Origin of the sequence: Pseudomonas sp. MWU16-30317 (assembly GCF_020515695.1) — a bacterium.
In the GTDB taxonomy this organism is placed as follows: Bacteria; Pseudomonadota; Gammaproteobacteria; order Pseudomonadales; family Pseudomonadaceae; genus Aquipseudomonas.
Genome location: NZ_JAIWJA010000015.1, coordinates 74,770 through 95,099, shown reverse-complemented (window position 1 = coordinate 95,099; position 20,330 = coordinate 74,770). Strand labels below are relative to the sequence as shown.

The 20,330-nt window shown below is 62.3% G+C and carries 19 protein-coding genes and 1 pseudogene; 9 read left to right on the top strand and 11 right to left on the bottom strand.

The features are described 5' to 3' along the window. Positions 1 to 305: 305 nt before the first annotated feature. The gene (locus tag LIX93_RS28405) at positions 306 to 1,199 is read right to left on the bottom strand and encodes a LysR substrate-binding domain-containing protein (RefSeq protein ID WP_226507346.1); all 894 of its coding nucleotides are present in this window, start codon (positions 1,197 to 1,199) and stop codon (positions 306 to 308) included. Between the two features lie 89 nt (positions 1,200 to 1,288). On the opposite strand from LIX93_RS28405, the gene LIX93_RS28400 reads away from it, so the two are divergent. The 3 genes from LIX93_RS28400 (at position 1,289) to leuD (ending at position 4,239) form a co-directional block, all read left to right on the top strand. Continuing rightward, positions 1,289 to 2,104 carry an NAD(P)H-dependent oxidoreductase gene (locus tag LIX93_RS28400; protein ID WP_226507345.1) on the top strand — a complete coding sequence of 272 codons (816 nt, stop codon included), beginning with the start codon at positions 1,289 to 1,291 and terminating at the stop codon, positions 2,102 to 2,104. 102 nt (positions 2,105 to 2,206) lie between these two features. Beyond that, the gene (leuC, locus tag LIX93_RS28395; protein ID WP_226507344.1) at positions 2,207 to 3,628 is read left to right on the top strand and encodes a 3-isopropylmalate dehydratase large subunit; all 1,422 of its coding nucleotides are present in this window, start codon (positions 2,207 to 2,209) and stop codon (positions 3,626 to 3,628) included. After that, the gene (gene leuD, locus LIX93_RS28390) at positions 3,625 to 4,239 is read left to right on the top strand and encodes a 3-isopropylmalate dehydratase small subunit (RefSeq protein WP_226507343.1); all 615 of its coding nucleotides are present in this window, start codon (positions 3,625 to 3,627) and stop codon (positions 4,237 to 4,239) included. Before leuC ends, leuD begins: the two co-directional genes overlap by 4 nt. 2 nt (positions 4,240 to 4,241) lie before the next feature. On the opposite strand, the gene LIX93_RS28385 is transcribed toward leuD, so the two are convergent. The 5 genes from LIX93_RS28385 to LIX93_RS28365 form a co-directional block, all read right to left on the bottom strand. Continuing rightward, positions 4,242 to 5,156: a LysR substrate-binding domain-containing protein gene (locus LIX93_RS28385; protein ID WP_226507342.1), complete on the bottom strand. Its 915-nt coding sequence runs from the start codon at positions 5,154 to 5,156 to the stop codon at positions 4,242 to 4,244. A gap of 84 nt (positions 5,157 to 5,240) precedes the next feature. Next, complete coding sequence (locus LIX93_RS28380) at positions 5,241 to 6,116, bottom strand: alpha/beta hydrolase (protein WP_226507341.1); 876 nt, start codon at positions 6,114 to 6,116, stop codon at positions 5,241 to 5,243. 182 nt (positions 6,117 to 6,298) lie between these two features. Next, the gene (locus LIX93_RS28375; protein WP_226507340.1) at positions 6,299 to 7,768 is read right to left on the bottom strand and encodes a sugar porter family MFS transporter; all 1,470 of its coding nucleotides are present in this window, start codon (positions 7,766 to 7,768) and stop codon (positions 6,299 to 6,301) included. An 83-nt stretch (positions 7,769 to 7,851) separates the two neighbouring features. Beyond that, a complete protein-coding gene (locus LIX93_RS28370) occupies positions 7,852 to 8,709 on the bottom strand; it encodes a sugar phosphate isomerase/epimerase (RefSeq protein ID WP_226507339.1) in 858 nt (285 codons plus the stop codon). A 96-nt stretch (positions 8,710 to 8,805) separates the two neighbouring features. Continuing rightward, positions 8,806 to 9,975 (bottom strand): fatty acid desaturase, encoded by a 1,170-nt coding sequence (locus tag LIX93_RS28365; RefSeq protein WP_226507338.1) that lies wholly within the window; start codon positions 9,973 to 9,975, stop codon positions 8,806 to 8,808. A 111-nt stretch (positions 9,976 to 10,086) separates the two neighbouring features. Here LIX93_RS28365 and LIX93_RS28360 point away from each other — a divergent pair, with 111 nt between their 5' ends. After that, positions 10,087 to 11,136 carry a LacI family DNA-binding transcriptional regulator gene (locus LIX93_RS28360; RefSeq protein ID WP_226507337.1) on the top strand — a complete coding sequence of 350 codons (1,050 nt, stop codon included), beginning with the start codon at positions 10,087 to 10,089 and terminating at the stop codon, positions 11,134 to 11,136. Here LIX93_RS28360 and LIX93_RS28355 read toward each other — a convergent pair. Beyond that, entirely contained in the window at positions 11,133 to 12,359 is a 1,227-nt protein-coding gene (locus LIX93_RS28355) for a multidrug effflux MFS transporter (RefSeq protein WP_226507336.1), read from the bottom strand. The two genes, LIX93_RS28360 and LIX93_RS28355, sit on opposite strands and share 4 nt — an antisense overlap. 155 nt (positions 12,360 to 12,514) lie before the next feature. Beyond that, complete coding sequence (locus tag LIX93_RS28350; protein WP_226507335.1) at positions 12,515 to 12,682, bottom strand: hypothetical protein; 168 nt, start codon at positions 12,680 to 12,682, stop codon at positions 12,515 to 12,517. A 394-nt stretch (positions 12,683 to 13,076) separates the two neighbouring features. Between LIX93_RS28350 and LIX93_RS28345 the strand changes: the two genes are divergently transcribed. Together LIX93_RS28345 and LIX93_RS29650 are read left to right on the top strand one after the other, a co-directional pair. Continuing rightward, the gene (locus LIX93_RS28345) at positions 13,077 to 13,541 is read left to right on the top strand and encodes a hypothetical protein (RefSeq protein ID WP_226507334.1); all 465 of its coding nucleotides are present in this window, start codon (positions 13,077 to 13,079) and stop codon (positions 13,539 to 13,541) included. Positions 13,542 to 13,675: 134 nt separating this feature from the next. Next, the gene (locus LIX93_RS29650; RefSeq protein ID WP_346015253.1) at positions 13,676 to 13,909 is read left to right on the top strand and encodes an alpha/beta hydrolase fold domain-containing protein; all 234 of its coding nucleotides are present in this window, start codon (positions 13,676 to 13,678) and stop codon (positions 13,907 to 13,909) included. Here the strand turns inward: LIX93_RS29650 and LIX93_RS28335 are convergent. Next, a complete protein-coding gene (locus LIX93_RS28335) occupies positions 13,885 to 14,805 on the bottom strand; it encodes a substrate-binding domain-containing protein (protein ID WP_226507333.1) in 921 nt (306 codons plus the stop codon). The genes LIX93_RS29650 and LIX93_RS28335 overlap by 25 nt on opposite strands. Before the next feature lie 161 nt (positions 14,806 to 14,966). Between LIX93_RS28335 and LIX93_RS28330 the strand changes: the two are divergent. After that, positions 14,967 to 15,167 (top strand): annotated as a pseudogene (locus tag LIX93_RS28330) (inositol 2-dehydrogenase); the annotation flags it as partial. A gap of 137 nt (positions 15,168 to 15,304) precedes the next feature. Beyond that, complete coding sequence (locus tag LIX93_RS28325) at positions 15,305 to 16,612, top strand: LLM class flavin-dependent oxidoreductase (protein WP_226507332.1); 1,308 nt, start codon at positions 15,305 to 15,307, stop codon at positions 16,610 to 16,612. Positions 16,613 to 16,716: 104 nt separating this feature from the next. On the opposite strand, the gene LIX93_RS28320 is transcribed toward LIX93_RS28325, so the two are convergent. Together LIX93_RS28320 and LIX93_RS28315 are read right to left on the bottom strand one after the other, a co-directional pair. Next, positions 16,717 to 17,025 carry a YgdI/YgdR family lipoprotein gene (locus LIX93_RS28320; protein ID WP_226507331.1) on the bottom strand — a complete coding sequence of 103 codons (309 nt, stop codon included), beginning with the start codon at positions 17,023 to 17,025 and terminating at the stop codon, positions 16,717 to 16,719. 199 nt (positions 17,026 to 17,224) lie between these two features. Then, complete coding sequence (locus LIX93_RS28315) at positions 17,225 to 17,797, bottom strand: cytochrome b (RefSeq protein ID WP_226507330.1); 573 nt, start codon at positions 17,795 to 17,797, stop codon at positions 17,225 to 17,227. Positions 17,798 to 18,055: 258 nt separating this feature from the next. On the opposite strand from LIX93_RS28315, the gene LIX93_RS28310 reads away from it, so the two are divergent. Continuing rightward, positions 18,056 to 20,323, top strand: coding sequence for an EAL domain-containing protein (locus LIX93_RS28310; protein ID WP_226507329.1), 2,268 nt, complete (start codon positions 18,056 to 18,058; stop codon positions 20,321 to 20,323). The last annotated feature ends 7 nt before the right edge of the window (positions 20,324 to 20,330 follow it).

The window sequence follows — 20,330 nt, the reverse complement described above, 5'->3', positions numbered from 1 at the left end:
TCGCCGATGGTAGTGTGGGGTTTCCCCATGTGAGAGTAGGTCATCGTCAAGATTAAATTCCGAAACCCCCATCTGCGAAGGCAGGTGGGGGTTTTGTCTTTGTGGTGCCTGGCAAAGTCAAAGTCAAGATCAAGAGCTTCGCGGGCAAGCCTTGCTCCCACGGTATGCACGGCATGCAATTGTGGGAGCAAGGCTCGCCCGCGAAGGGGCCGACCCTGCCAAACATCTCAATCGCCGTAATACTCACCATGTTTTGTGTTTATGCTCAGCCAAAACTATATGTTTTATATATATCAAAAACAGCTTCAGACCGACCCCGCAATAAACCCCCTCAGCCATTGATGGGCGGGATCCCGATGTAGGCGTTCAGGCCAGAACATCGCCATTTCATAACCGGGAATCGGCACGGGCGGCTCCATCACCTGCAAGCCGCCGTGGCCCGCCACCAGCCGCGCCGGCAGCAGCGCCACCAGATCGGTGCTCGCCAGCGCCGCCGCGACGAACAGAAAATGCGGCACCGACAACACCACTGTGCGGCTCAAGCCGCGTTCGGCCAGCACCTGGTCAGTGACGCCGATAAACCCGCCCCCATCCGGCGAAACCATAACGTGTTGCAACTGGCAGAACAGCTCGAGGCTCGGCGCCTGGTCCAGCAGCGGATGACCCGTGCGACTGGCGAGCACATAGCGCTCGCTGTACAGCACCTGCATATGCAGGCCCGCCGGAGCATCGTCGCGGGTATGAAAACCCAGATCGATATGGCCGTCTTCGGCGTCCTTGGCCATACGTGAAGGGGCCTTTTCGATCACTGCCAGGCGCGTGTGCGGCGCGGCATCGCGCAGGCCCGCCAGCACCGGCAGCAAAATGGTCGAGGCGCTATTGTCGGAGGCGGCGATTCGCCAGGTATGTGTGGCCTGCAGGGGATCGAAAGGCCCTGCCGGCGCGATCGCCTGGGTCAGGGCTTCCAGCGCCCGGCGCAGTGGCTCGCGCAACGCGTCCGCCTTGGCGGTCGGGCGCATGCCGCGCGGGCCCGGCAACAACAGCGGATCATCGAACACATGGCGCAGTTTGGAGAGATGCACGCTCACCGAGGGCTGCGACAGATGCAAACGCTCGGCTGTGCGGGTGACGTTGGGGTCGGCCAGCAACGCATCGAGGGTGACCAGCAAATTGAGGTCGACGCGACGTAGATTATTCACAGTAATACCTGCCATATCAGCTATTCATTTCTAATATACCTGGCAAAAACCTAGGCTGAGCATTACCCGATCAACATACAGAGCCAGCCATGAAAATACTCATTGTCTACGCCCACCCCGAGCCGCAGTCCCTCAACGGCGCCCTCAAGGATTTCGCCGTGCAGCATTTGCAACAGGCCGGTCACCAGGTGCAGGTGTCCGACCTGTACGCCATGCAGTGGAAGGCCGTCCTCGACGCCGAAGATACCCGCGAGCAGATCGAACCCCGGCGCTTCTACCCCGACCGTGATTCAGAACACGCCTTTGCCTGCGGCCTGCAAAGCGCCGACATCACTGCCGAGCAGCAGAAACTGCTCTGGGCCGACACCGTAATCCTGCAGTTTCCGCTGTGGTGGTTCAGCCTGCCGGCAATCCTCAAGGGCTGGGTGGAGCGCGTGTACGCCTACGGCTTTGCCTACGGCGTGGGCGAGCATGGCGACACGCACTGGGGCGATCGTTACGGTGAAGGGACCCTGGCCGGCAAGCGCGCCATGCTGATCGTCAGCGCAGGCGGCTGGCAGTCCCACTACAGCCCGCGCGGCATCAACGGCCCGATCGAGGATTTGCTCTACCCCATCCATCACGGGGTGCTGTATTACCCGGGCTTCGAGGTGCTGCCGCCCTATCTGATCTACCGCACCAGCCGCGTCGACGAGGCCCGTTTCGCTGTGATCCGTTCAGAACTGGCGCAGCGCCTGGATACCCTGGCGACCACCACGCCGATCGCCTTCAGGCCGCAGAACGGCGGCGCCTATGCCATTCCCGAACTGACCTTGCGTGACGATATCGCTCCAGGCCGCACCGGCCTGCGCATCCATGTCGAAAGCGAGGCTATCGAAAGCCCATCTGCCGCACCGCGTGGCTGATCCTACACACTTCATGTTCCACGCTATCACTGCCAGGCCATTGTTGGCGGCCTCGGGTTCTCTGACCATAGACGAACCGCGACCGCCAATGAGGGCCTTCCCTTGAACCCTGCCAGAACGCTCTACGACAAACACATCGACTCCCATCGCGTCTGCGACCTGGACGACCAGGGCCACGTGCTGCTGTACGTCGATCGCCAGGTGATCAACGAATACACCAGCCCCCAAGCCTTCAGCGGCCTGCGCGCGGCCGAACGCTCGGTCTGGCGCCCCGCTACCGCCCTGGCCGTGGTCGACCACGTCAACCCCACCGCCCCGCAACGTGTCGCACAAATGCCTGATCCGGGCGGCGCCCGGCAGGTCTCCTACCTGGCCGAAAACTGCCACGACTTCGGGATCGAACTGCTCGACATCCTCGACAAGCGCCAGGGCATCGAACACGTGATCGCGCCGGAGCAGGGCTTCGTCCTGCCAGGCATGGTGATTGCCGCCGGTGACAGCCACACCACCACCTATGGCGCGCTAGGGGCCTTCGGTTTCGGTATCGGCACCTCGGAAATCGAGCACTTGCTGGCCTCGCAAACGCTGGTCTACAAGCGCCTGAAAAGCATGCGCGTGCGAGTCGATGGCGCGCTCGCCCCAGGGCTGACTGCCAAGGACGTGATCATGGCGCTGATTCGCCAGATCGGCACGGCCGGCGCCAGTGGCTACGCCATCGAGTTCTGTGGGTCGACCATCGATGCGCTCAGCGTCGAAGCCCGCATGACTGTCTGTAACATGGCGGTCGAAGCGGGTGCGCGCGGTGCTTTCATGGCGCCGGATGATAAAGTCTTCGCCTATCTCGAGGACAAGCCCCGCGCGCCCAAAGGCGAGTTGTGGATTCAGGCACTTGCCAGCTGGCAGCACCTGCACAGCGATGCCGACGCACGCTTCGACCGCGAAGTCGCCCTGGACGCCAGCACCCTGGAGCCCATGGTCACCTGGGGCACCAGCCCGGACCAGGCCGCGCCCATCAGCGGTTGCGTGCCCGACCCGCAAGCGGTCAGCGACCTGATCCTGCGCCAGGACATGCACCGCGCCTTGCAGTACATGGGCCTCGATGCCGGCACGCCGCTCAGCGATATCGTCATCAGCCACGCCTTCATCGGCTCCTGCACCAACGCGCGGATCGAGGACCTGCGTGACGCCGCCCGCGTGGTTCGTGGCCTGCGGGTCGCCAGCCATGTGCGGGCGATCATCGTGCCGGGCTCCACCGAAGTGCGCGAGCGGGCACAGGCCGAAGGGCTGGCGCAGATCTTCATCGACGCGGGCTTCGAATGGCGGCAGTCCGGCTGCTCCATGTGCCTGGCGATGAACGACGACGTGCTGGCCCCCGGCGACCGCTGCGCGTCCAGCACCAACCGCAACTTCGAAGGCCGTCAAGGCGCCGGTGCGCGCACCCACCTGATGAGCCCGGCCATGGTCGCCGCCGCCGCGATTGCCGGCCATCTCATCGATATCCGCCATGCTGGAGTCCGCCCATGAGCCTGCAACCCTTCACCCAGGTCAGCGGCAAGGCCGCACCGATCCTTGCCGCCAACGTCGACACCGACGTGATCATGCCCAAGCAGTTTCTCAAGGGCATCGACCGCGCCGGCCTTGACCGCGGGCTGTTTTTCGACCTGCGTTTCCTGCCGGATGGCCAGCCCGATCCACGCTTCGTGCTCAATCAGCCGGCCTGGCGAGGTGCCCGTTTCCTGGTGGTCGGGCCTAACTTCGGCTGTGGATCGAGCCGCGAGCATGCGGTCTGGGGCTTGCAGCAGATGGGCATCCGCGCGTTGATCGGCAGCAGTTTCGCCGGGATCTTCTACGACAACTGCCAGCGCAACGGCGTACTGCTCATCACCCTCGAAGCGGCCGTGGTGCAAGGGGTGGGACACGTGGTGAGCCAACCGGAGCAGGCGACCATCGCCATCGATCTCGAGGCGCAGCAGATTCGCCTGGCCAACGACCAGGTCATCGACTTCCAGATCGACACCCTGCGCAAGACCTCTTTGCTGCTGGGCCTGGACGCGATCGGCAGTACCCTGCAGCGCCGCGAACAGATCCTCGCATTCGAGCGCCGCCACCTGGCGGACAATCCCTGGCTGCGATAGCGTCAGGTCGACAGCGTCTTGAAGTGCTCCTGCAGAAACTCCACGCAAGCGCGCAGCTTGCCGGAATACGCCAGCCGCGTCGGGTACACCGCCCAGACGTTGGCCGGCTGGCTGTAGTTGGGCAACACCTGCACCAATCGACCTTGCTCCAGCATCGGTCTCACATCCCATAGCGAGCGCAACAGCACGCCGCGGCCATCCAGCGCCCACTGCAAGACGATCTCGCCATTGTTCGACGACAGCGGCCCGCGTACCCGCACGCTGATGCTCTCGGCACCGCGCTGCAACTCCCACAGCCCAAAGGCATTGTCACGCTCCTTGATCACCAGGCAGTCGTGTTGCTCCAGCTCCAGGAGCGTCTGCGGCGTGCCGCGCCGTTGCAGGTAATCGGGCGCGGCGCACAGCACGCGGCGGTTGGTCACCAACTGGCGGCCGATGTGCTGGCCGGGGATGTCATCGCCCACGCGGATTTCGAGGTCGAAGCCTTCGTTGACGATGTCCACCGTGCGGTCGAACAGGTCGAGGCGGATCTCCAGATCGGGGTATTGCGCCGCCAGCAGCGACACGGCCGGCGCCACATGATTGCGCCCGAAACCGAAGCTGCTGCACAGGTGCAGATGGCCGTTGGGCAGGGCGCGGGCGTCGGCGAGTTCGTCATGCAGTTGCACGAAGTCGTCGAGAATCCTCAGCGCCCAACGCTGCACCCGCTCGCCGTCTTCGGTCAGGGTGATACGTCGGCTGGTGCGGTGCAGCAGCCGCGTGCCCAGTGTGGTTTCGAGGATCTGGATGCGTTTGCTCACATAGGCGGGAGACTGCCCCAGCTCAGCGGCCGCAGCGGCGAAACCGTGCTGGCGGATGACGGTGAGGAATACCCGCAGGTCTTCGGGAAGGGGCACGGTGTCTTTCTTGAGGGTCATGGCAGGCGGGCACTGGCAGCACGAGGTGCCAGCATAGCATCGGCGCCGGTGTCGAGGCCGACAGCGGCGCCACCAGGCAAGCATCTAGCGCAAAAAGGCCAAAGCCTCGGCCAGCAGCAATTCGGGCGCCTCCTCGGCAACATAATGGCCGCACGGCAGCGCCTTGCCGCGTACATCCAAGGCGACTTTCTGCCACTCTTCGAGCGGCTTGAAGCAGCGCCCGACCGCGCCGTCCTGACCCCACAGCACCAGCAACGGCAGCGCAAGGGAATGGCCGGCGGCGATATCGGCGCGGTCATGTTCCAGATCGATGCCCGCGCTGGCGCGGTAGTCCTCACAGATCGATTGCGCGCTGCCGGGCCGCTGCAGGCAGCGCAGGTATTCGCCGAACGCTTCATCGGTAAACGGCGCCAGGCCCGCGCTGCGGCTGCCCATCACGCTGCGCAGATACAGCGGCGGGTCGGCCTCGATCAGCGTTTCGGGCAATGGCGTCGGACGGATCAGGAAGAACCAGTGCCAATAGGCACGGGCAAAGGCTTCGCTGGTCTGCTCGTACATCGCCAGCGTTGGGGCGATGTCCAGCAGCACCATGCGCCGCACGGCTGCGCTGTGGTCCAGCGCCAGACGATGGGCGACCCGTGCACCGCGGTCGTGGGCCAGCACGCTGAAGCTGTCGAAGCCGAGTGCACGCATCAATTCGACATTGTCGACAGCCATTTCGCGTTTGCTGTAATGGCCGGCTCCGTCGCTGATGGGCGGCCTGGCGCTATCGCCATAACCGCGCAAGTCGGCCGCCACCACGGTGAAATGTTCGGCCAGTCGCTCGGCGACCTTGTGCCAGATCACGTGGGTCTGCGGGTGGCCATGCAACAGCAGCAAGCCCGGGCCGTTACCGCCGATGCGGTAGGCGATGTCGACGCCATTGACGTGACGCAGATGTTTCTCGAATCCAGCAAACATGCAGGTGGCCCTCGGGATGTTTTTCCCATCCTGGGCCACCGCGGGGGCCGCTGGCAATCGGCAAAGCGTGATGGGCCGGTTCATGAATCGTGGTTCGCGTCGTCATCCAACGGTGACGCCTCGAGCCCTCGAGTCGGCGAGACTCAAGGGCTGAGAGGAGAGCGACAGCACTATGAATGGCGTTACACGGATGATGGGCCAGGGGCGACGGCCGCCCCGACTCGCGGGCGACGGAATTGTTCTTCGATTTCTTCCAGGCTCAAATCACGGGTCTCCGGCACATACCGCGCGCTGAATGCCAAGGCCACCGCGCCGAGCACCACGAACACGAAAAACGTGCCGCCGATACCGATGCTCGCCACCAGCGGCGGGAAAAACAGCCCGACATTGAAGTTGGTCATCCACAGCGCGCAGCCGGCCACACCGATGGCGAAGCCGCGAATGCGCAGTGGGAAGATCTCCGAGAGCATCACCCAGATCACCGGCGCGACCATCCCGGCCATGAAACCCATGTACACCAGCATGCTCGCCAGCAGAGTAAAGGCGCGGGCGTTAGAGGGCTGCATCAGGCTGGACAGCACGCCGATCGCCAACAGGCACAAGGTGGTGCCGGCCAGCCCCCACAGCAGCATCGGCCGCCGACCGACCCGATCCAGGTAGCGAATGCCGATCAGGGTCGCGGCCACTGCCGCCACGCCGTTGCCGATATTGGCGATCAATGCCGCCTTGTGGCCCAGGCCCGAGTCCGCAAGGAGCTGCGTGCCGTAGTACATGATCGAATTGACGCCGGTGATCTGTTGGACCACCGCCAGGCCGATGCCGATCAGCACGATGCGGCGTACCCAAGGGGTCTTCAGTGCGCCCCAGCCTTCACGCGGCTGCTCGCCATCCACTGCAGCCAGGTGTTTGATCTCGCGCATTTCCCACGCCGCCTGATTGCGCTCGCGCACCTGCTTGAGTACCTGCAAGACCTCACCGAAGCGCCCCCGCGAGGCCAGCCAGCGCGGGCTCTCGGGCATCATCAGCATACCGATCCAGAGCAGCACGGCGGGTACCGTGGCCACCAACAGCATCCAGCGCCAGATACCTTGGTGATCGGCAAAGGTGTTGCCCAAAAAAGCATTGATGACAAATGCCAGCAACTGCCCGCTGACGATCATCAGTTCGTTCTGGGTGACGATGCGCCCACGCATTTGCGGTGGTGACATTTCGGCCAGGTAAGTGGGAACGGTCACCGATGCACCGCCCACCGCCAGCCCGAGCATGAAGCGCGCGGCCACCATGACCGTCAGGTTCGGGGCGAACGAGCACGCCAATGCACCCAGGAAAAATACCGCAGCCAGCAGCAGGATGTTCTTGCGTCGCCCGTTGCGGTCCGAGAGGCGCCCGCCGATCACCGCGCCAAAAGCGGCGCCCAGCAGCAGCGAACTGGCTACCAGGCCCTCGGTCAGCGGGGTGAGGCCCAGCTCGGCCTTCATGAAGATCAACGCGCCGTTGATCACTCCCGTGTCATAGCCGAACAACAGGCCGCCGAAGGTAGCGATCAAGGTCACCAGGCGCAGGTAGCGTTTGGCATCGGCCTGGCTTTTGCTCGCCCGGGCGTCGTGGGCCACGGCAGGCGTGGCGAGGGCGTCGTAAGTCTTGCTGGTCATTATTGTTATACCTACGTAAAGGAGCATGCGCGGTGGCGCATGCGTAGCGATTCCTGCTCAGCACAGGCATCGGGTCGGGGGTGTCAGGCCTGGTTGGCGCAGGCAGCTTGCCAGAGGGCCTGCGCCTGGGTCTTGAGTTGCAACGCCTCCTGCCAGCGATCGCTGAGCTCATGGCCGTTATGGTCGGAGATCGCATAGGGCGCGGGCCCCAGCTCACAGGTGAACGACAGGCTGCGTGATTGCGGTGCCGGACGTTGCGCACTGCGTCGCCGGAAACTTTCGAAGCCGGCCTGCCACCACCTGTGCATCAGCGCGTAGTAATCCGCATGCTGTGGATAGCCCAGGGGCACCTGGATCTGCTGCGCGCTGGCGTAGCGGCCATGAAAACCATGGGCATGCTCGAGCACCGTGGCGATTGCCGCGCAGTCGGTGGCATCCGGATTGGCTGGCATTTCGCGGCTGACCACGTAGTGGGACAGGTCGGCCAGCAGCTTCAAGGTGGGGAAGGCCTTGAGCAGTTGCACGGTCAAGGGCAGATCGTTGGTCAGGCGTTGCCGGTGAGTCTCGAGCAGGATCGGGAAGTCGAACTGCTCGAACAGCGTAAGCCAGCTCTCGACGATGTTCATGGCTTCGCTCAGGGTGTAGGGGCGCATGTCGACCTGCACGGTGACGTGGTGGCAGTCATGATGGGCGATCAGCTCCAGCGCTGGTGCCAGATCCTCGACCCGCCGGGGTTGCGCCTGCGCCTCGATCTGCAGGCCGCGTTCGTGGCGCAGTTGGCTCAGGTGCGTGGCATGGGCGGGGGATTCATACATCGCGGTAATGCCGCTGAAGCCCGCTTGCTGGATGCGATCGAGGGTGGCCGGCAGCGAATCCGCCTGGCCGTGGGTGAGGCGCTCCATGGCCCATAGGGCTTGAAACACGTCCAGTGTGGCAGTCATGGTCATTCTCCGGGCGACAGTGCGCCTTGCTGCGCGCGCCGCAACGCGCGCCGCCGTTAAGGTGGCGAAACAGCTAAAGGGCGTTGGAGGGGCAGGCTAAGCGGCCCCGTGGCCCGCCATCGCCACCGAGTCGGTAGGCTGCGGCGTGGCGCGTAATGGCCGTTGTACCGACCAGTGCGGGTCCCGGCGCTGGTGCAACACCGCCGGGATGATCTCCCGCCAGGCCGCCCAGAGGCTGGGGTAGGGCGGCGGGCACTGGTCCTTGATCACCGCGTGCAGGCGCGGCAAGGCGTGGTACGGGACCATCGGGAACATGTGGTGCTCGATGTGGTAGTTCATGTTCATGTATACGAAACGCAAGAACGGTCCCAAGTACATCGTGCGGCAATTAAGGCGGTGGTCCAGTACGTTCTCGGCCAGGCCCGTGTGCTGGGTCAGGTTCAGCGCCTGGGTGATCGGCCCGCCGTACAGGCGCGGCAGCAGCAGCAACATCGCCGGTAACAGGCTATCCAAGGCGAAGCAACTGACCACTGTGGCGGCCCAGATCAGCACATAGACGCGGCTGCTCCAGATCATTCTGGGCATGGCCGTCTGGGGCACGAAGGAGCGCGTCTGCGCATTGACGATGCCTAAGGCGTGACGCACCGTGCGGGCAATTTCCACCGGCACGCTGCGCAGTCCGAAGGCATCCAGCACCATGTTGAGAATGCTCGGCGGGCGCGGCGCGGCGATCTCCGGATCGCTGCCTACCACCAACGTATCGGTATGGTGGCGGGTATGGCTCCAACGCCAGTAGGTGGCTTCGTGGAAGGTCATGAACGCGGCGATCTGATAGAACACATCATTGAGCCAGCGCGTCTTGAACGGTGTGCCGTGGGACAGTTCGTGGGCGCGGTGATCGCTGGCGGCGAACAGCACGCCGTACAAAGCGAAGGCCGGTATGCACCATAGCGTGCCCCAGGTGATCCCCGCGACCAGCGCCGAGGCGATCATCAGCCCGAACCACAGGGCCATGTTGAGCAGCGCCGGGCGGTCGCTGCGCTTCATCAGGTCCTTCATCACCTTGCGGTCGACGTGGCAGGTGTACCACTGGGCGCTGACCAAGCCGCGGTCAGTGGCTCGTGCATAGTTCTCGGGGCTCAAGCGGTAATCGGCATGGCTGCGTTGGCGAGGGTGGGCGCTGTTTTCAGCGTAGCCCGCTTGAGCTTGGCGATCTTGGGCGTGACTACGCGCTAGCGGAGCGTCATCATGGGCGTTCGGGTTCATTTGCAACCTCCGACCTATCATCGACGCTGCCTGAACAGAGTATTTGATAGGTCTATCATTTTGTTGGATTTGTTTTGATAGGTTTTGCCAAGCTTATACAGGAGCGTTTGAATGTCAAACCCGAAACCCACCATGGTTGATGTGGCGAAGGCCGCAGGCGTAGGGGTGGCGACCGTGGACAGGGTGATCAACGGGCGCGCGCCGGTGAGCCGGAAAACCCGCGAACGCGTCTACTTGGCGGCTGCCGACCTAGGCTTGGTGATCAAGGAATCTATCAAAAAAAATGATAGTCATGGCCGGCAGCCGTCTGTCGGCTCGGCCGCTGCGCTGAAGCGAATTGCGATTGTCCTGCAAAGCCACAACCCGCCGTTCTACGCCAGCGTGACTCACGCCCTGACGGCGGCCGCCAAGGCCCACCAGGCAGTAGCCGATGAAGTGGCCATCGTGCAGATCGACGGCATGCGCCCGGAAGAGGTAGCGGACACGCTGCTGGCCTTCGGTGAGCAGGGCGTCGATGCGATTGCCGTGGTCGCCGCCGATCACCCCATCGTCAGCCAGGCGGTGGCGCAGCTGGCGGCCAAAGGCGTACGCACCTACGCGCTGATGTCCGATCTCACGGCGCCCGAGCGCGCCGGTTACGTGGGCCTCGACAACCGCAAGGTCGGGCGCACGGCCGGCTGGGCCATGGCGCATCTGAGTCGGCGGGTCGGCAAGGTCGCCACATTGATGGGCGACCACCGCCTGCTGTGCCAGGAATACAGCGAAATCGGCTTTCGCTCGTATTTTCGAGAGAACTTCGTCGACTACCAGATCATCGGTCCGGTGCCCAACCTTGAGGGCAGTGAGTCAGCCTATTCGGTCACTTGCCAGTTGCTCGAGGAGCATGCCGATCTGGTCGGCCTTTACATCAACAGCGGCGGGGTCGATGGCGTGGTCCGAGCCCTGCGCGAACGTGCTCGCGACCGTCAGCTGGTGACCATCTGCCACGAAGTCACCGACGCTACGCGCAGCGCGCTGATCGATGGCGTGATTCAGATGGTGGTCGCCCACCCGTTGGAGCAGATGGCCCGCACGCTGATCGAAACCCTGCTCGAGGACAGCCCCGGCAACGCCCGCCAATGGGTGCTGCCGTTCAGTATCCTCACCGCAGAAAACCTCTAGGCGGGGTCGGCCTGGCCCGTCCGGTCACGACCGAAAAGCATGAACGGCGCGCTCAACAGCGCCGGCAATAATAGCCCCATGGCCACCAGCGCCAGTTGGTGTTCCGGGCTCAGCCCGCTCTGCAGCAGCGGCGTGGCCAGCAACGAACCGCCGCTCAGCTGGACAATGCTGAACAACGCCGCCGCCGCCCCGGCACGGGCACCGAAAGGCTCAAGCGCCAGGCTCATGGCCGAGCCCAGCGCCGAGGAAAACCCGATCGACAGTACCAGCACCGGCGCCATGAAGCGCAGGCCGCTGGGTGCCAGCAACCAAGGCAGCAGCAGCTCCAGCAAGCCGGCCAGCACGATGATCGAGATCCCCAGGCGCAGCGCTGTGAAGAGGCCCCAGCGGTTGATGATTCTGGGTGCCAGCATGAAGCCGATGATGCTGACCACCGCATTGAGGCCGAACCACAACCCGAAATCCGTGGCGCTGCCCTGCAGTTGGGTGATGATCACCGACGGCGCGCTGGACACGTAGATCAGGTTCATGGCCATGCCCGACAGGGCGATCAGGGCGCAGTAGACGAACCGCCGGTCACGCAGCATAGGGCCAAAGTTACCGCGCAGGGCCGGGGTCAGGCGGATAGCCGCGCGGGTCTGGCTGGCCTGGGTCTCAGGCCAGCGCCAGACGAACAGCACGGTGGCCAGCGAGGCGTAGATGACCATGCACAGCAAGGTGCTGCGCCAGCCGAAATGCGTGGCCAGCACGCCACCGATCAGTGGTGCGGTGGCCGGTATCACGTACAAGGCGCCGGTCATGTAGCTGTAGATGCGCGCGCTGGCCGATGCGCTGAAAACGTCGCGCACCGCCGAGTTGGCCGCCACGGTTGCCGCGCAGGCGCCGAGGCCTTGCAGGATGCGCGCGGCGTAGAACACCTCCAGTGTCGGCGCCAACTGCCCCAGCAGGCTGCCCAGGCCGAAGGCGATACTGCCGAACAGTGCCACGGGCCGCCGGCCGATACGATCCGACAGCGGCCCACAGAGCAACTGGCCCAGGCCCACGCTGAACACGAACAGGGTGATGGTGGCCTGCAGGTCGGCCAGCGGGCGTTTGAAGTCCCGCGCCATGGCATCCATCGACGGCAGGTAGATATCAGTGCCCAAAGGCATGATCAGCACCAGCGCAATGAGCAGGGCGATGAACCAGCGCATCTGGCTGGCCTTGAAGGTGGGTGGCAACACGCAAAGATACCTGGAGAGGGTAGGGAGGAGGCGTCGCAAAGGCCTGCAAAGTACCGAGGCAGACACCTGTGAACGCAATCAGGGCGCACAGGTTATCAAAAAAATATTGATAGAAAGATAAGCCTATCAAAACTTCATCTGCGGACACCCACGACTCAGTCCTGAGGCTTCAGCCACAACGCATCATCTCGTTCGAGCATGTTCTGCGCGGTGCTGAAAAAATGTGTGCCGATCAGCGCCACCGTCAGATCGACATCCCGTGCGGTCACCGCCGCCGACAACTGCTGATGCTCGTGATCGAGGTCGCGGGTGGTGCTGAACAAGGGGGCGGGGAGGTCACAAGCGTCGAATCCATGCAGTGATCTGTAGCGAGGGGCGCGCGGCATGCTTGGGAATTGCGCTGGCTGGGATTTTCGAAGGGCGAGGTTAACGGCGCTGCAACCTTTCTGTCCAAGGCCTGTGCAGCATAAGAGCCAACAAAAAGTTCGGATGCTGACTAGCGCTCCAGACGATCCAGGGTGCCGTTAGCGCATGCCATCGAGCGGCATCCGTCGTTCGCAAAAAAGATCGATGCCATACGGCGCTCCAAAACGTGACCTGGGCTACAAAAAGGCCACTTGCTCACAGCCGCCACTGAACGTATCCCCCATAACCCGGTCCGATCCAACTCAAGAGACCGCGCTTGCGGCGTCTGGATCGGGGATCGGGGGGAAATCAATGGATACGCAACGACTGTCGCTGATGGTGGAGATGCTGGATGAGTTGGCGACCGGCCGTTGGTATGCGTCCCGTCCAGGGTTCATCACCGCGACCCGGCGCCAGCCGACGTTCTTGCCGGACCTGTGGATCGCCAATGTCGACCATCCATTGGGCGCTTCCGGCTGCGCCGTAGGGTTCGCCTGCCTCGACAGCCGCTTTGTCGGTCTGAACCTGCGTGATCTCGAACCGACCACCCGCGCGCCCTCCTTGGTGCCCGGTTATCCACCCCGACTGGCCAGCGGCTGGGACGCGGTTTGCGTGTACTTCGGGCTGGAAGTCGAGATGGCTCGCTGGCTGTTCGGCGCGGAGGGCAACCCGCAGTCCTGGGCGCAGGTGCGCGACTGGCTGCGCATGGTGCTCGAGTGCGCGGCGCGCGAGCAGGCTCGGGCGGCGCCTATGGCGAGCTTGAGAGCCGCGGGCTGAGCGGTTGATGGGACGTGCCGAGTGGCATGTCGGGACGTTCAGCTCGCCTTCGGCGCATCATCGGATTGATGTTCATTCAGTGGCGGCAGTTGCCGGCCTATCCGCCGCTTGCACTGAATCTTTGAACGAGCCGCGTGGCGTATAGGCCAGATAGGCAGAACGGCGGTGCTCGCGGCATCGCCAAGCAGGCCAATGCGGTGGTCATTTCGGTGGATTACCGGCTGGCGCCGGAACACGCGTTTCCCGCGGCGCATGACGATGCCTTGGCCGTCTACAAGTGGATCCCGCTCGATCTGCCGATAGTAGGGAGAATGGCGGCGTCACCGGGCGCCGCCGTTACCGATCAGGGATTGAGAAATTTCTGGTAGTTGTCCAGGGTGATCAACTGGTAGGGGATGGTGACCTCAGGCGTGTAGTTTTCCTTGCGGGCCATTTTCAGCGCGAGGTCGATGGAACCCACGGCCTGGCCTTTGTTGTCCTGATACACCGTGACTACCAGTTGGCCTTGCTTGATCGCTTGCAGCCCGGCTGCGCCACCGTCGCTGCCGGCCACCAGGATGTCCTTGCCCGGTTGTTTGCCGGCCTGGGCGATGGCCATGGCAGCACCGATGGCCATCTCATCGGCATTGGCCGCCACCGCGTCGATCCGCTTGCCCGAGATGATCCAGTTGCTCATCAGGTCGATGGCTTTGCTGCGCTGCCACTCGGCGGACTGTTCTTCGACGATGTGGATGTCCGGGTACTTTTTCAGCACCTCTTTCACGCCCTGGGTGCGATTGTGCGTGGCGTTGTTGGACAAAAGCCCGAGCATGATCGCCAGGTTGCCTTTGCCGCCCATCTTGTCAGCCAGGTATTGCATCTGCAGTTCGCCGGCCTTGACCTCGTCCGAACCGATATAACCGACTCCGGCCGGCAGCACGGCGGCGTCGGGGCGCCGGTTGACGTACACCAGCGGGATTTTTGCCTGGGTGGCGTCGGTGGTCATCTTGGCGGTGGCGGCCGTGTCCACCGGATTGACGATGATTGCGTCGACGTTCTGGCTGGTGAAGTTCTGCACCTGATTGAGCTGGCGCACCACGTCGCCCTGAGCATCCTCGAACTGCAGAGTGACGCCGGGCAGTTCCTTGGCGTGAGCGGCCATGTAGTCACGCATCTGCGCGAGGAACACGTCGTCCACCTGGGCGATGCTGACGCCGATGCGCACATCGGCGAGGGCCCAGGGTGTGAAGGCGAGAAAGACGAGAGCCAGCAGGCTTTTTTTCATGGGTGCGGTCCTGATTCTTGTTGTTGTGGAGGCGCTGGGTGAAGCGGTACGTACAGAGTGCATGGCGAGCTTGCGCAACTGAGACTAGCACTGCGATGGGCTCATATTGACCCGATAACACCTCAAGATAACCTCACAACAAGAACAGCAGGAGAGCCGCCATGCTCAGAATCGCCGTGCTCGGTGCCGGGCGCATCAGCAGGATTCACGCCGCCGATGTCGCTGCCAACCCGCAGGCGCGACGGGTGTTGATTGCCGATCCATGGTGGGCCGGCGTCGACGAGTTGACACCGCAGCCGGGGTGCAACGGGCTCTACGACTGTGCCGCGGCATCGGCCCGTGACGACATCGACACGGTGTTGGCTCTACACCGGTGGTAGCTTGGGGGAAAGATGCTTTTTTATAACTATAAGAAATAACGGGGTGATAAAAAGTATTTATGTCGTAGATCATGAAAATGCTAAAAATGCATTTTCGAATCGGCAACGGCAGATCCCCAATGGCAAAGCGACAAATCAAACTCGGCGTTGTCCCGTACGGCGCTGGCGGCCCTGGCCAGCACAAGCTGTGGCTCGATACCGATCTTCCGGTCGACGCCAGCGTCAGCATTGACTGGTTCGTCGATATCGCCCGTCAGGCCGAAGCCGCGCGCTACGATTTGTTGTTCGTAGTCGACAGCCAGTTCATCACCAAGGACTCGCCGCCCCATTACCTCAATCGCCTGGAGCCCCTGACCTTGCTCTCGGCCCTCGCCATGGCCACCCAGCACCTGGGTCTGGTCGGTACCCTGACCACCTCCTACAACGACCCCTTCAACGTGGCGCGACGGCTGGCCTCGCTGGACCTGATCAGCAAGGGCCGCGCCGGCTGGAACGTAGTCACCAGCGGCGACGCGGGCACTGCCGGCAATTACAGCAAGGACGAACACTACGACTACGACACCCGCTACGGCCGTGCGCTGGAGCACGTGCGCGTGGTGCAGGGGCTGTGGAAATCCTACGAGAAAGACGCGTTCCCCTATAACCGTGAAACGGCGCAGTTCCTCGATAACGACAAATTGCACGCGCTCAATCACAAGGGCGAGCATTTCAGCGTGGTTGGGCCGCTGAATATCCAGCGCTCACCGCAGGGCGAGCCGGTGATTTTTCAGGCCGGGGATTCGGAACAGGGCCGCGACCTGGGCGCGAACATCGCCGATGCAGTATTCACCCACGCCGCCAGCTTCGAGCAAGGGCAGGCGTTTTATCGGGACATCAAAAGCCGCGCCGAGCGCCAGGGCCGCGACCCCGAGCAGATCGTCATCTTGCCCGGTTTTCAGGTGTACGTCGGCGACACCGATGCCCACGCTCGCGAGATCGAAGCCCACTACCACGCCCAGGATCACGACTTCGACCTGGCGTTGGGCGAGTTCGGTCGCAACTTCGGCTGGCACGACTTCCGCCAGTACGACCTTGATGCGCCGTTCCCGGTGCAAGCGCTGGAGTACGCAAAAAAGAGTTTCTACACCGGCGCCAAGCGCATCACCGAGCTGGCGGCGGGGCGTGATTACAGCCTGCGCCAGACCATCGAGTTCGTCAGCCAGCTGAAACCGCGGCCGTTCGTGGGCTCGGCGCAGACCGTAGCCAACGAGATGATCCGCTGGTTCGAAGGGCGCGCGTTGGACGGTTTCAATATCTCCGTGAGCCACCCGGCACAGTTTCGCCGCTTCAACGAAGAGGTGTTGCCTATCCTGCAGGAGCGCGGGGTGTTCCGTCGGGAGTACGAGGCCACGACGTTGCGCGGTAATCTGGGCTTGCCGATCCGCTAAAAACGCGGCGCTCGTTTACGCAAAAGCCCCGGCAGTGTGAATTGCCGGGGCTTTTGAATTCAGCGACACCCGCGTTGCGTGTGCTGGACGTCAATGCCTGAGCTTCAACGCTTTTCAACCTGCGTGACCTTGGACAGGAAGAGTTGCTGCTGCTTGCCTTGCGCGTCGACGAATTTGTATGCCCCATTCTCCAGGGTCGGAGCTCCCTGCGTGTTGTAGACCGTACCGTCGGTGGTCTTGATCGCGTAGTTGCTCGAGCAGGCACTGATGCCAGCGACGACCACAGCCATGATCAAACCGCGCACGCCGCGTTGCCATGCCTGGGGATTTTGAAAGGTGTTTGCGGTTCCTTGCTTTTGACTCGCCTCATCCATGAGTTGACCTGGGGTGGCCAACCATTTGTTGTATTTCATGAGGGCTCCGGAGAAGTAAAAAGCCTGTGCCTATTGCTGCTGCGATGGCAGGCGGGGCCAATATATTCGGGCGCTTCGGAAAAATCACTGGCGTATGGCCATCACCCCGACGAACGGCGATGGCTGATATTTTCTGATAGCGATACCAGCTGTGTGAAAGGGCAAGCTGAATCCATTCATTCCGTTTGTCGGTGATCGCTTATTTTTTCTCTTCGACATCCTGCTCATCGCTATTTTGCCCGGCGTATTGTTCGGGCAGCATTCGTTCGAGCATGCCATCGCGACGCACTGCGACGTGCCAAGCGGTGGCGGCGACATGGAGAAAGATCAGGCCGTAAAGCACGAATTGCCCCGCGACGTGAATGCCGTCGGCGGTGATGCCCAGCGCCTCGTTGTGGGCGAAGCCCGGCAGGTTCACCAGCCGGAACCAGGGTACCCCTTGGCCATTGCCGGCCATCATGTAACCGGTGATGGGCATCACCAGCAGCACCGCATACAGCAAGGCGTGATTGAGCGTGGCAACCCAGCGCTGGGCCGTGCCCATATGCCTGGGGTAGGGCGGTGGCGTGTGCCGCCAACGCCAGGTGAGGCGCATCAGTACCAGCAAAAAGACCGAAATGCCCATGGATTCGTGGGCCATGTACCAGAAGGTGCGGATCGGGCCGGGCGGGAAGTTTTCGGCTACCCAGACGAACGGCAGCAACAGGCACAAGGCACCGGCAGTGATCCAGTGCAGGGCCTGGGCGAAGCCGTGGTAGCGAGGAATGGGCATGGGGCGCCTGGTTTTTAGCGGTATTGTGGGGGCTAGCATAGCGGATGGGTGGGTATACAGGCAGTTGCCTGGCCTGGGGCGCTGACAGGATTTGAGCAGACGGGCGCGAGGATGGGTGATCCACCGTTGCGGCAGGGACGTATATCCGACCAGCGAGATGAGGTCGGCTGGTATTAATCGTTCGGCAATGATGTCAAAGTGATATCTTGAAAAAAATTTTACGGCCTCCGCCGGGCTATGCTGCATCAGGTGGGCAAAATGGTTAACGCTTCCAGCGATCTTCATCACACTGCTCTAGACAAAGTTGTTCAGGCCGCCGCGCACTCTGCAGAGTGTGCCTGCGGCTTCATCGCCACCGGTGCTTTTGGTTGGGAAGTCATTTCCCGATTCGAGGTAGACCATCCATTGGTTTTCGAGCCGTCGACCGAGGCCTGGCTGAAGTCATCCTTGGCTGATCGCGACCTGCTCATGGTCAATGAGGTGATGGGCGCGAGTCTGCCGGCGCCGCTTCACGATTTCCACAACGCAGGCCAGGATTTCATCGTTGCGGTAGCGCTGCGTGGCAAGGCGCTGGAGCTGATTGGCGTTCTGTTCGTCTCCAGTAATGTTGCGCAGCAGCGTCTGAGCGCTGCGCAAACCTATGCGTTGCAGACCCATGCAGCCATTGCCAGCGAGATACTGCAGGCCGGCATCGGTGGCGTGGCAGCGAAGGACAAGCCCTCGATCGAGCGTCTCAGATTGCTCGAGTCTGTGGTGGTGAATGCAAAGGATGCGATCCTCATCACTCAAGCGGAGCCTATCGATACCCCGGGGCCGAGAATCGTCTACTGCAATCCGGCGTTTCTTTCCACCACTGGATTTAGCCTGGCCGAAGTCTTGGGCAAGACGCCCCGGATTCTGCATTGCGACGAAACTTGTCGCGACACCTTGGATTTGGTCCGCGCATCGCTGTTGAAGTGGGAACCCATCGAAGTCGAACTGATCAACGCCCGAAGCGATGGCAGCAGATTCTGGGTGCAACTGAGCATCGTGCCAGTGGCGAATGAGCGAGGTTGGTTTACCCATTGGGTCTCTGTTCAACGAGACATCAGTGAACGCAAGGACGCCGAGCTACTGCAGCGCCAGGCCCAGGCCGACAGGGAAGCGAAGGCGGCGTTGGAGACCCGCCTGCTCGAAAGAGAGCGCATAGAGCAGGAGCTGTCCTACGCGGCGTTCCATGATGGATTGACGTCGCTGCATAACCGCGCATACCTCATGAACCGGCTATTGGGTCTGTTCAACCAGGCCGGTCACGCCCAGGCTGCGCCTGCCACCGTATTGTTTCTGGATCTGGATCGCTTCAAGTTCGTCAACGACAGCCTGGGGCACCGTGCTGGGGATCTCCTCCTTTCGCAGGTAGCGCGTAGACTCGAAGCCTGTGTCAGGGACGGGCATGTATTTGCCCGCGTTGGCGGAGATGAGTTCGCCATTCTCCTCATGGGCGAGGAGCAATCGGGAGCAGCCGTCGAACTGGCGCAGCGAATAGTGAAAGAAATGGCGATGCCCGTCGTCATCGATGGGCAAAACATCTTCACCTCATGCAGCCTGGGTATCGTGTCTGCTGATTGCAGTCATTCCTCACCGGAAGACCTGCTCAGAGATGCAGATGTCGCCATGTACGCCGCCAAAAAAGAGGGTCGGGGACGTTGGGCTATCTTCGACGCCTCCATGCGCAAGGCGGCAGTCGATGCGCTGTTCCTTCAGAACGCGCTCAGACAGGCCATCGCCAAGGATCAATTTTCCGTTGCCTATCAACCTATCTATGACGTCACCACGGGAGAGATTCGCGGGGTCGAAGCGTTGGTGAGATGGTTACATCCTGAGCTGGGCCATATTCCGCCCGATATGTTCATTGGTGTGGCGGAAGAGATTGGCGTGATTCATGACCTGGGGGGGTGGGTCATGCATCGGGCCTGTTCGGAGCTCCAGCGATGGAAGGCCGAATTCAGCGCACTGGCACTGCATTTGAATGTGAACGTATCGGGTACCGAGCTGAGTCGTCCGGGCTACGTCGCCCAGATAGCTGCAATCCTTGAGGAAACAGGCGTTGACGCCAGAGAACTGCAGATAGAGATCACCGAGTCGGTATTCATCCATGAACCCGAGAAGATTGCGAAAGTGCTGGAGTCGCTGCGAGGGCTTGGGATTCGAGTGGCGCTTGACGACTTTGGCACCGGCTACAGTTCGCTCGGATTCATTGATCGCTATCCCATCGATGCGATAAAGATCGATCGTTCATTCGTTTCCAGAATGATGTTGTTTGAACGCTCCGACGCGATTGTCAAAAGCATTCTGTCGCTGGGCAGAACGCTGAAGATAGGTATTACCGCCGAAGGCGTTGAAACCCTGGCACAGCTTCAGCACTTGAGGGAAATGGCGTGTCCATTCGTTCAAGGCTATCTGCTCAGCCCCCCGGTGGATGCGCAGGAAATGACCACAATCCTGAGAGCCTGGCCGGCACTGTCGGCTGCCAATGACCAGGCTTGAGCCTTTT

Bases quoted from the DNA above. Each gene is read 5' to 3' on its own strand.
- LIX93_RS28400 (WP_226507345.1), top strand. From the start codon at position 1,289: ATGAAAATACTCATTGTCTACGCCCACCCCGAGCCGCAGTCCCTCAAC.
- leuD (WP_226507343.1), top strand. From the start codon at position 3,625: ATGAGCCTGCAACCCTTCACCCAGGTCAGCGGCAAGGCCGCACCGATC.
- LIX93_RS28385 (WP_226507342.1), bottom strand. From the start codon at position 5,156: ATGACCCTCAAGAAAGACACCGTGCCCCTTCCCGAAGACCTGCGGGTA.
- LIX93_RS28380 (WP_226507341.1), bottom strand. From the start codon at position 6,116: ATGTTTGCTGGATTCGAGAAACATCTGCGTCACGTCAATGGCGTCGAC.
- LIX93_RS28375 (WP_226507340.1), bottom strand. From the start codon at position 7,768: ATGACCAGCAAGACTTACGACGCCCTCGCCACGCCTGCCGTGGCCCAC.
- LIX93_RS28370 (WP_226507339.1), bottom strand. From the start codon at position 8,709: ATGACTGCCACACTGGACGTGTTTCAAGCCCTATGGGCCATGGAGCGC.
- LIX93_RS28365 (WP_226507338.1), bottom strand. From the start codon at position 9,975: ATGAACCCGAACGCCCATGATGACGCTCCGCTAGCGCGTAGTCACGCC.
- LIX93_RS28360 (WP_226507337.1), top strand. From the start codon at position 10,087: ATGTCAAACCCGAAACCCACCATGGTTGATGTGGCGAAGGCCGCAGGC.
- LIX93_RS28345 (WP_226507334.1), top strand. From the start codon at position 13,077: ATGGATACGCAACGACTGTCGCTGATGGTGGAGATGCTGGATGAGTTG.
- LIX93_RS28335 (WP_226507333.1), bottom strand. From the start codon at position 14,805: ATGAAAAAAAGCCTGCTGGCTCTCGTCTTTCTCGCCTTCACACCCTGG.
- LIX93_RS28325 (WP_226507332.1), top strand. From the start codon at position 15,305: ATGGCAAAGCGACAAATCAAACTCGGCGTTGTCCCGTACGGCGCTGGC.
- LIX93_RS28320 (WP_226507331.1), bottom strand. From the start codon at position 17,025: ATGAAATACAACAAATGGTTGGCCACCCCAGGTCAACTCATGGATGAG.
- LIX93_RS28315 (WP_226507330.1), bottom strand. From the start codon at position 17,797: ATGCCCATTCCTCGCTACCACGGCTTCGCCCAGGCCCTGCACTGGATC.
- LIX93_RS28310 (WP_226507329.1), top strand. From the start codon at position 18,056: ATGGTTAACGCTTCCAGCGATCTTCATCACACTGCTCTAGACAAAGTT.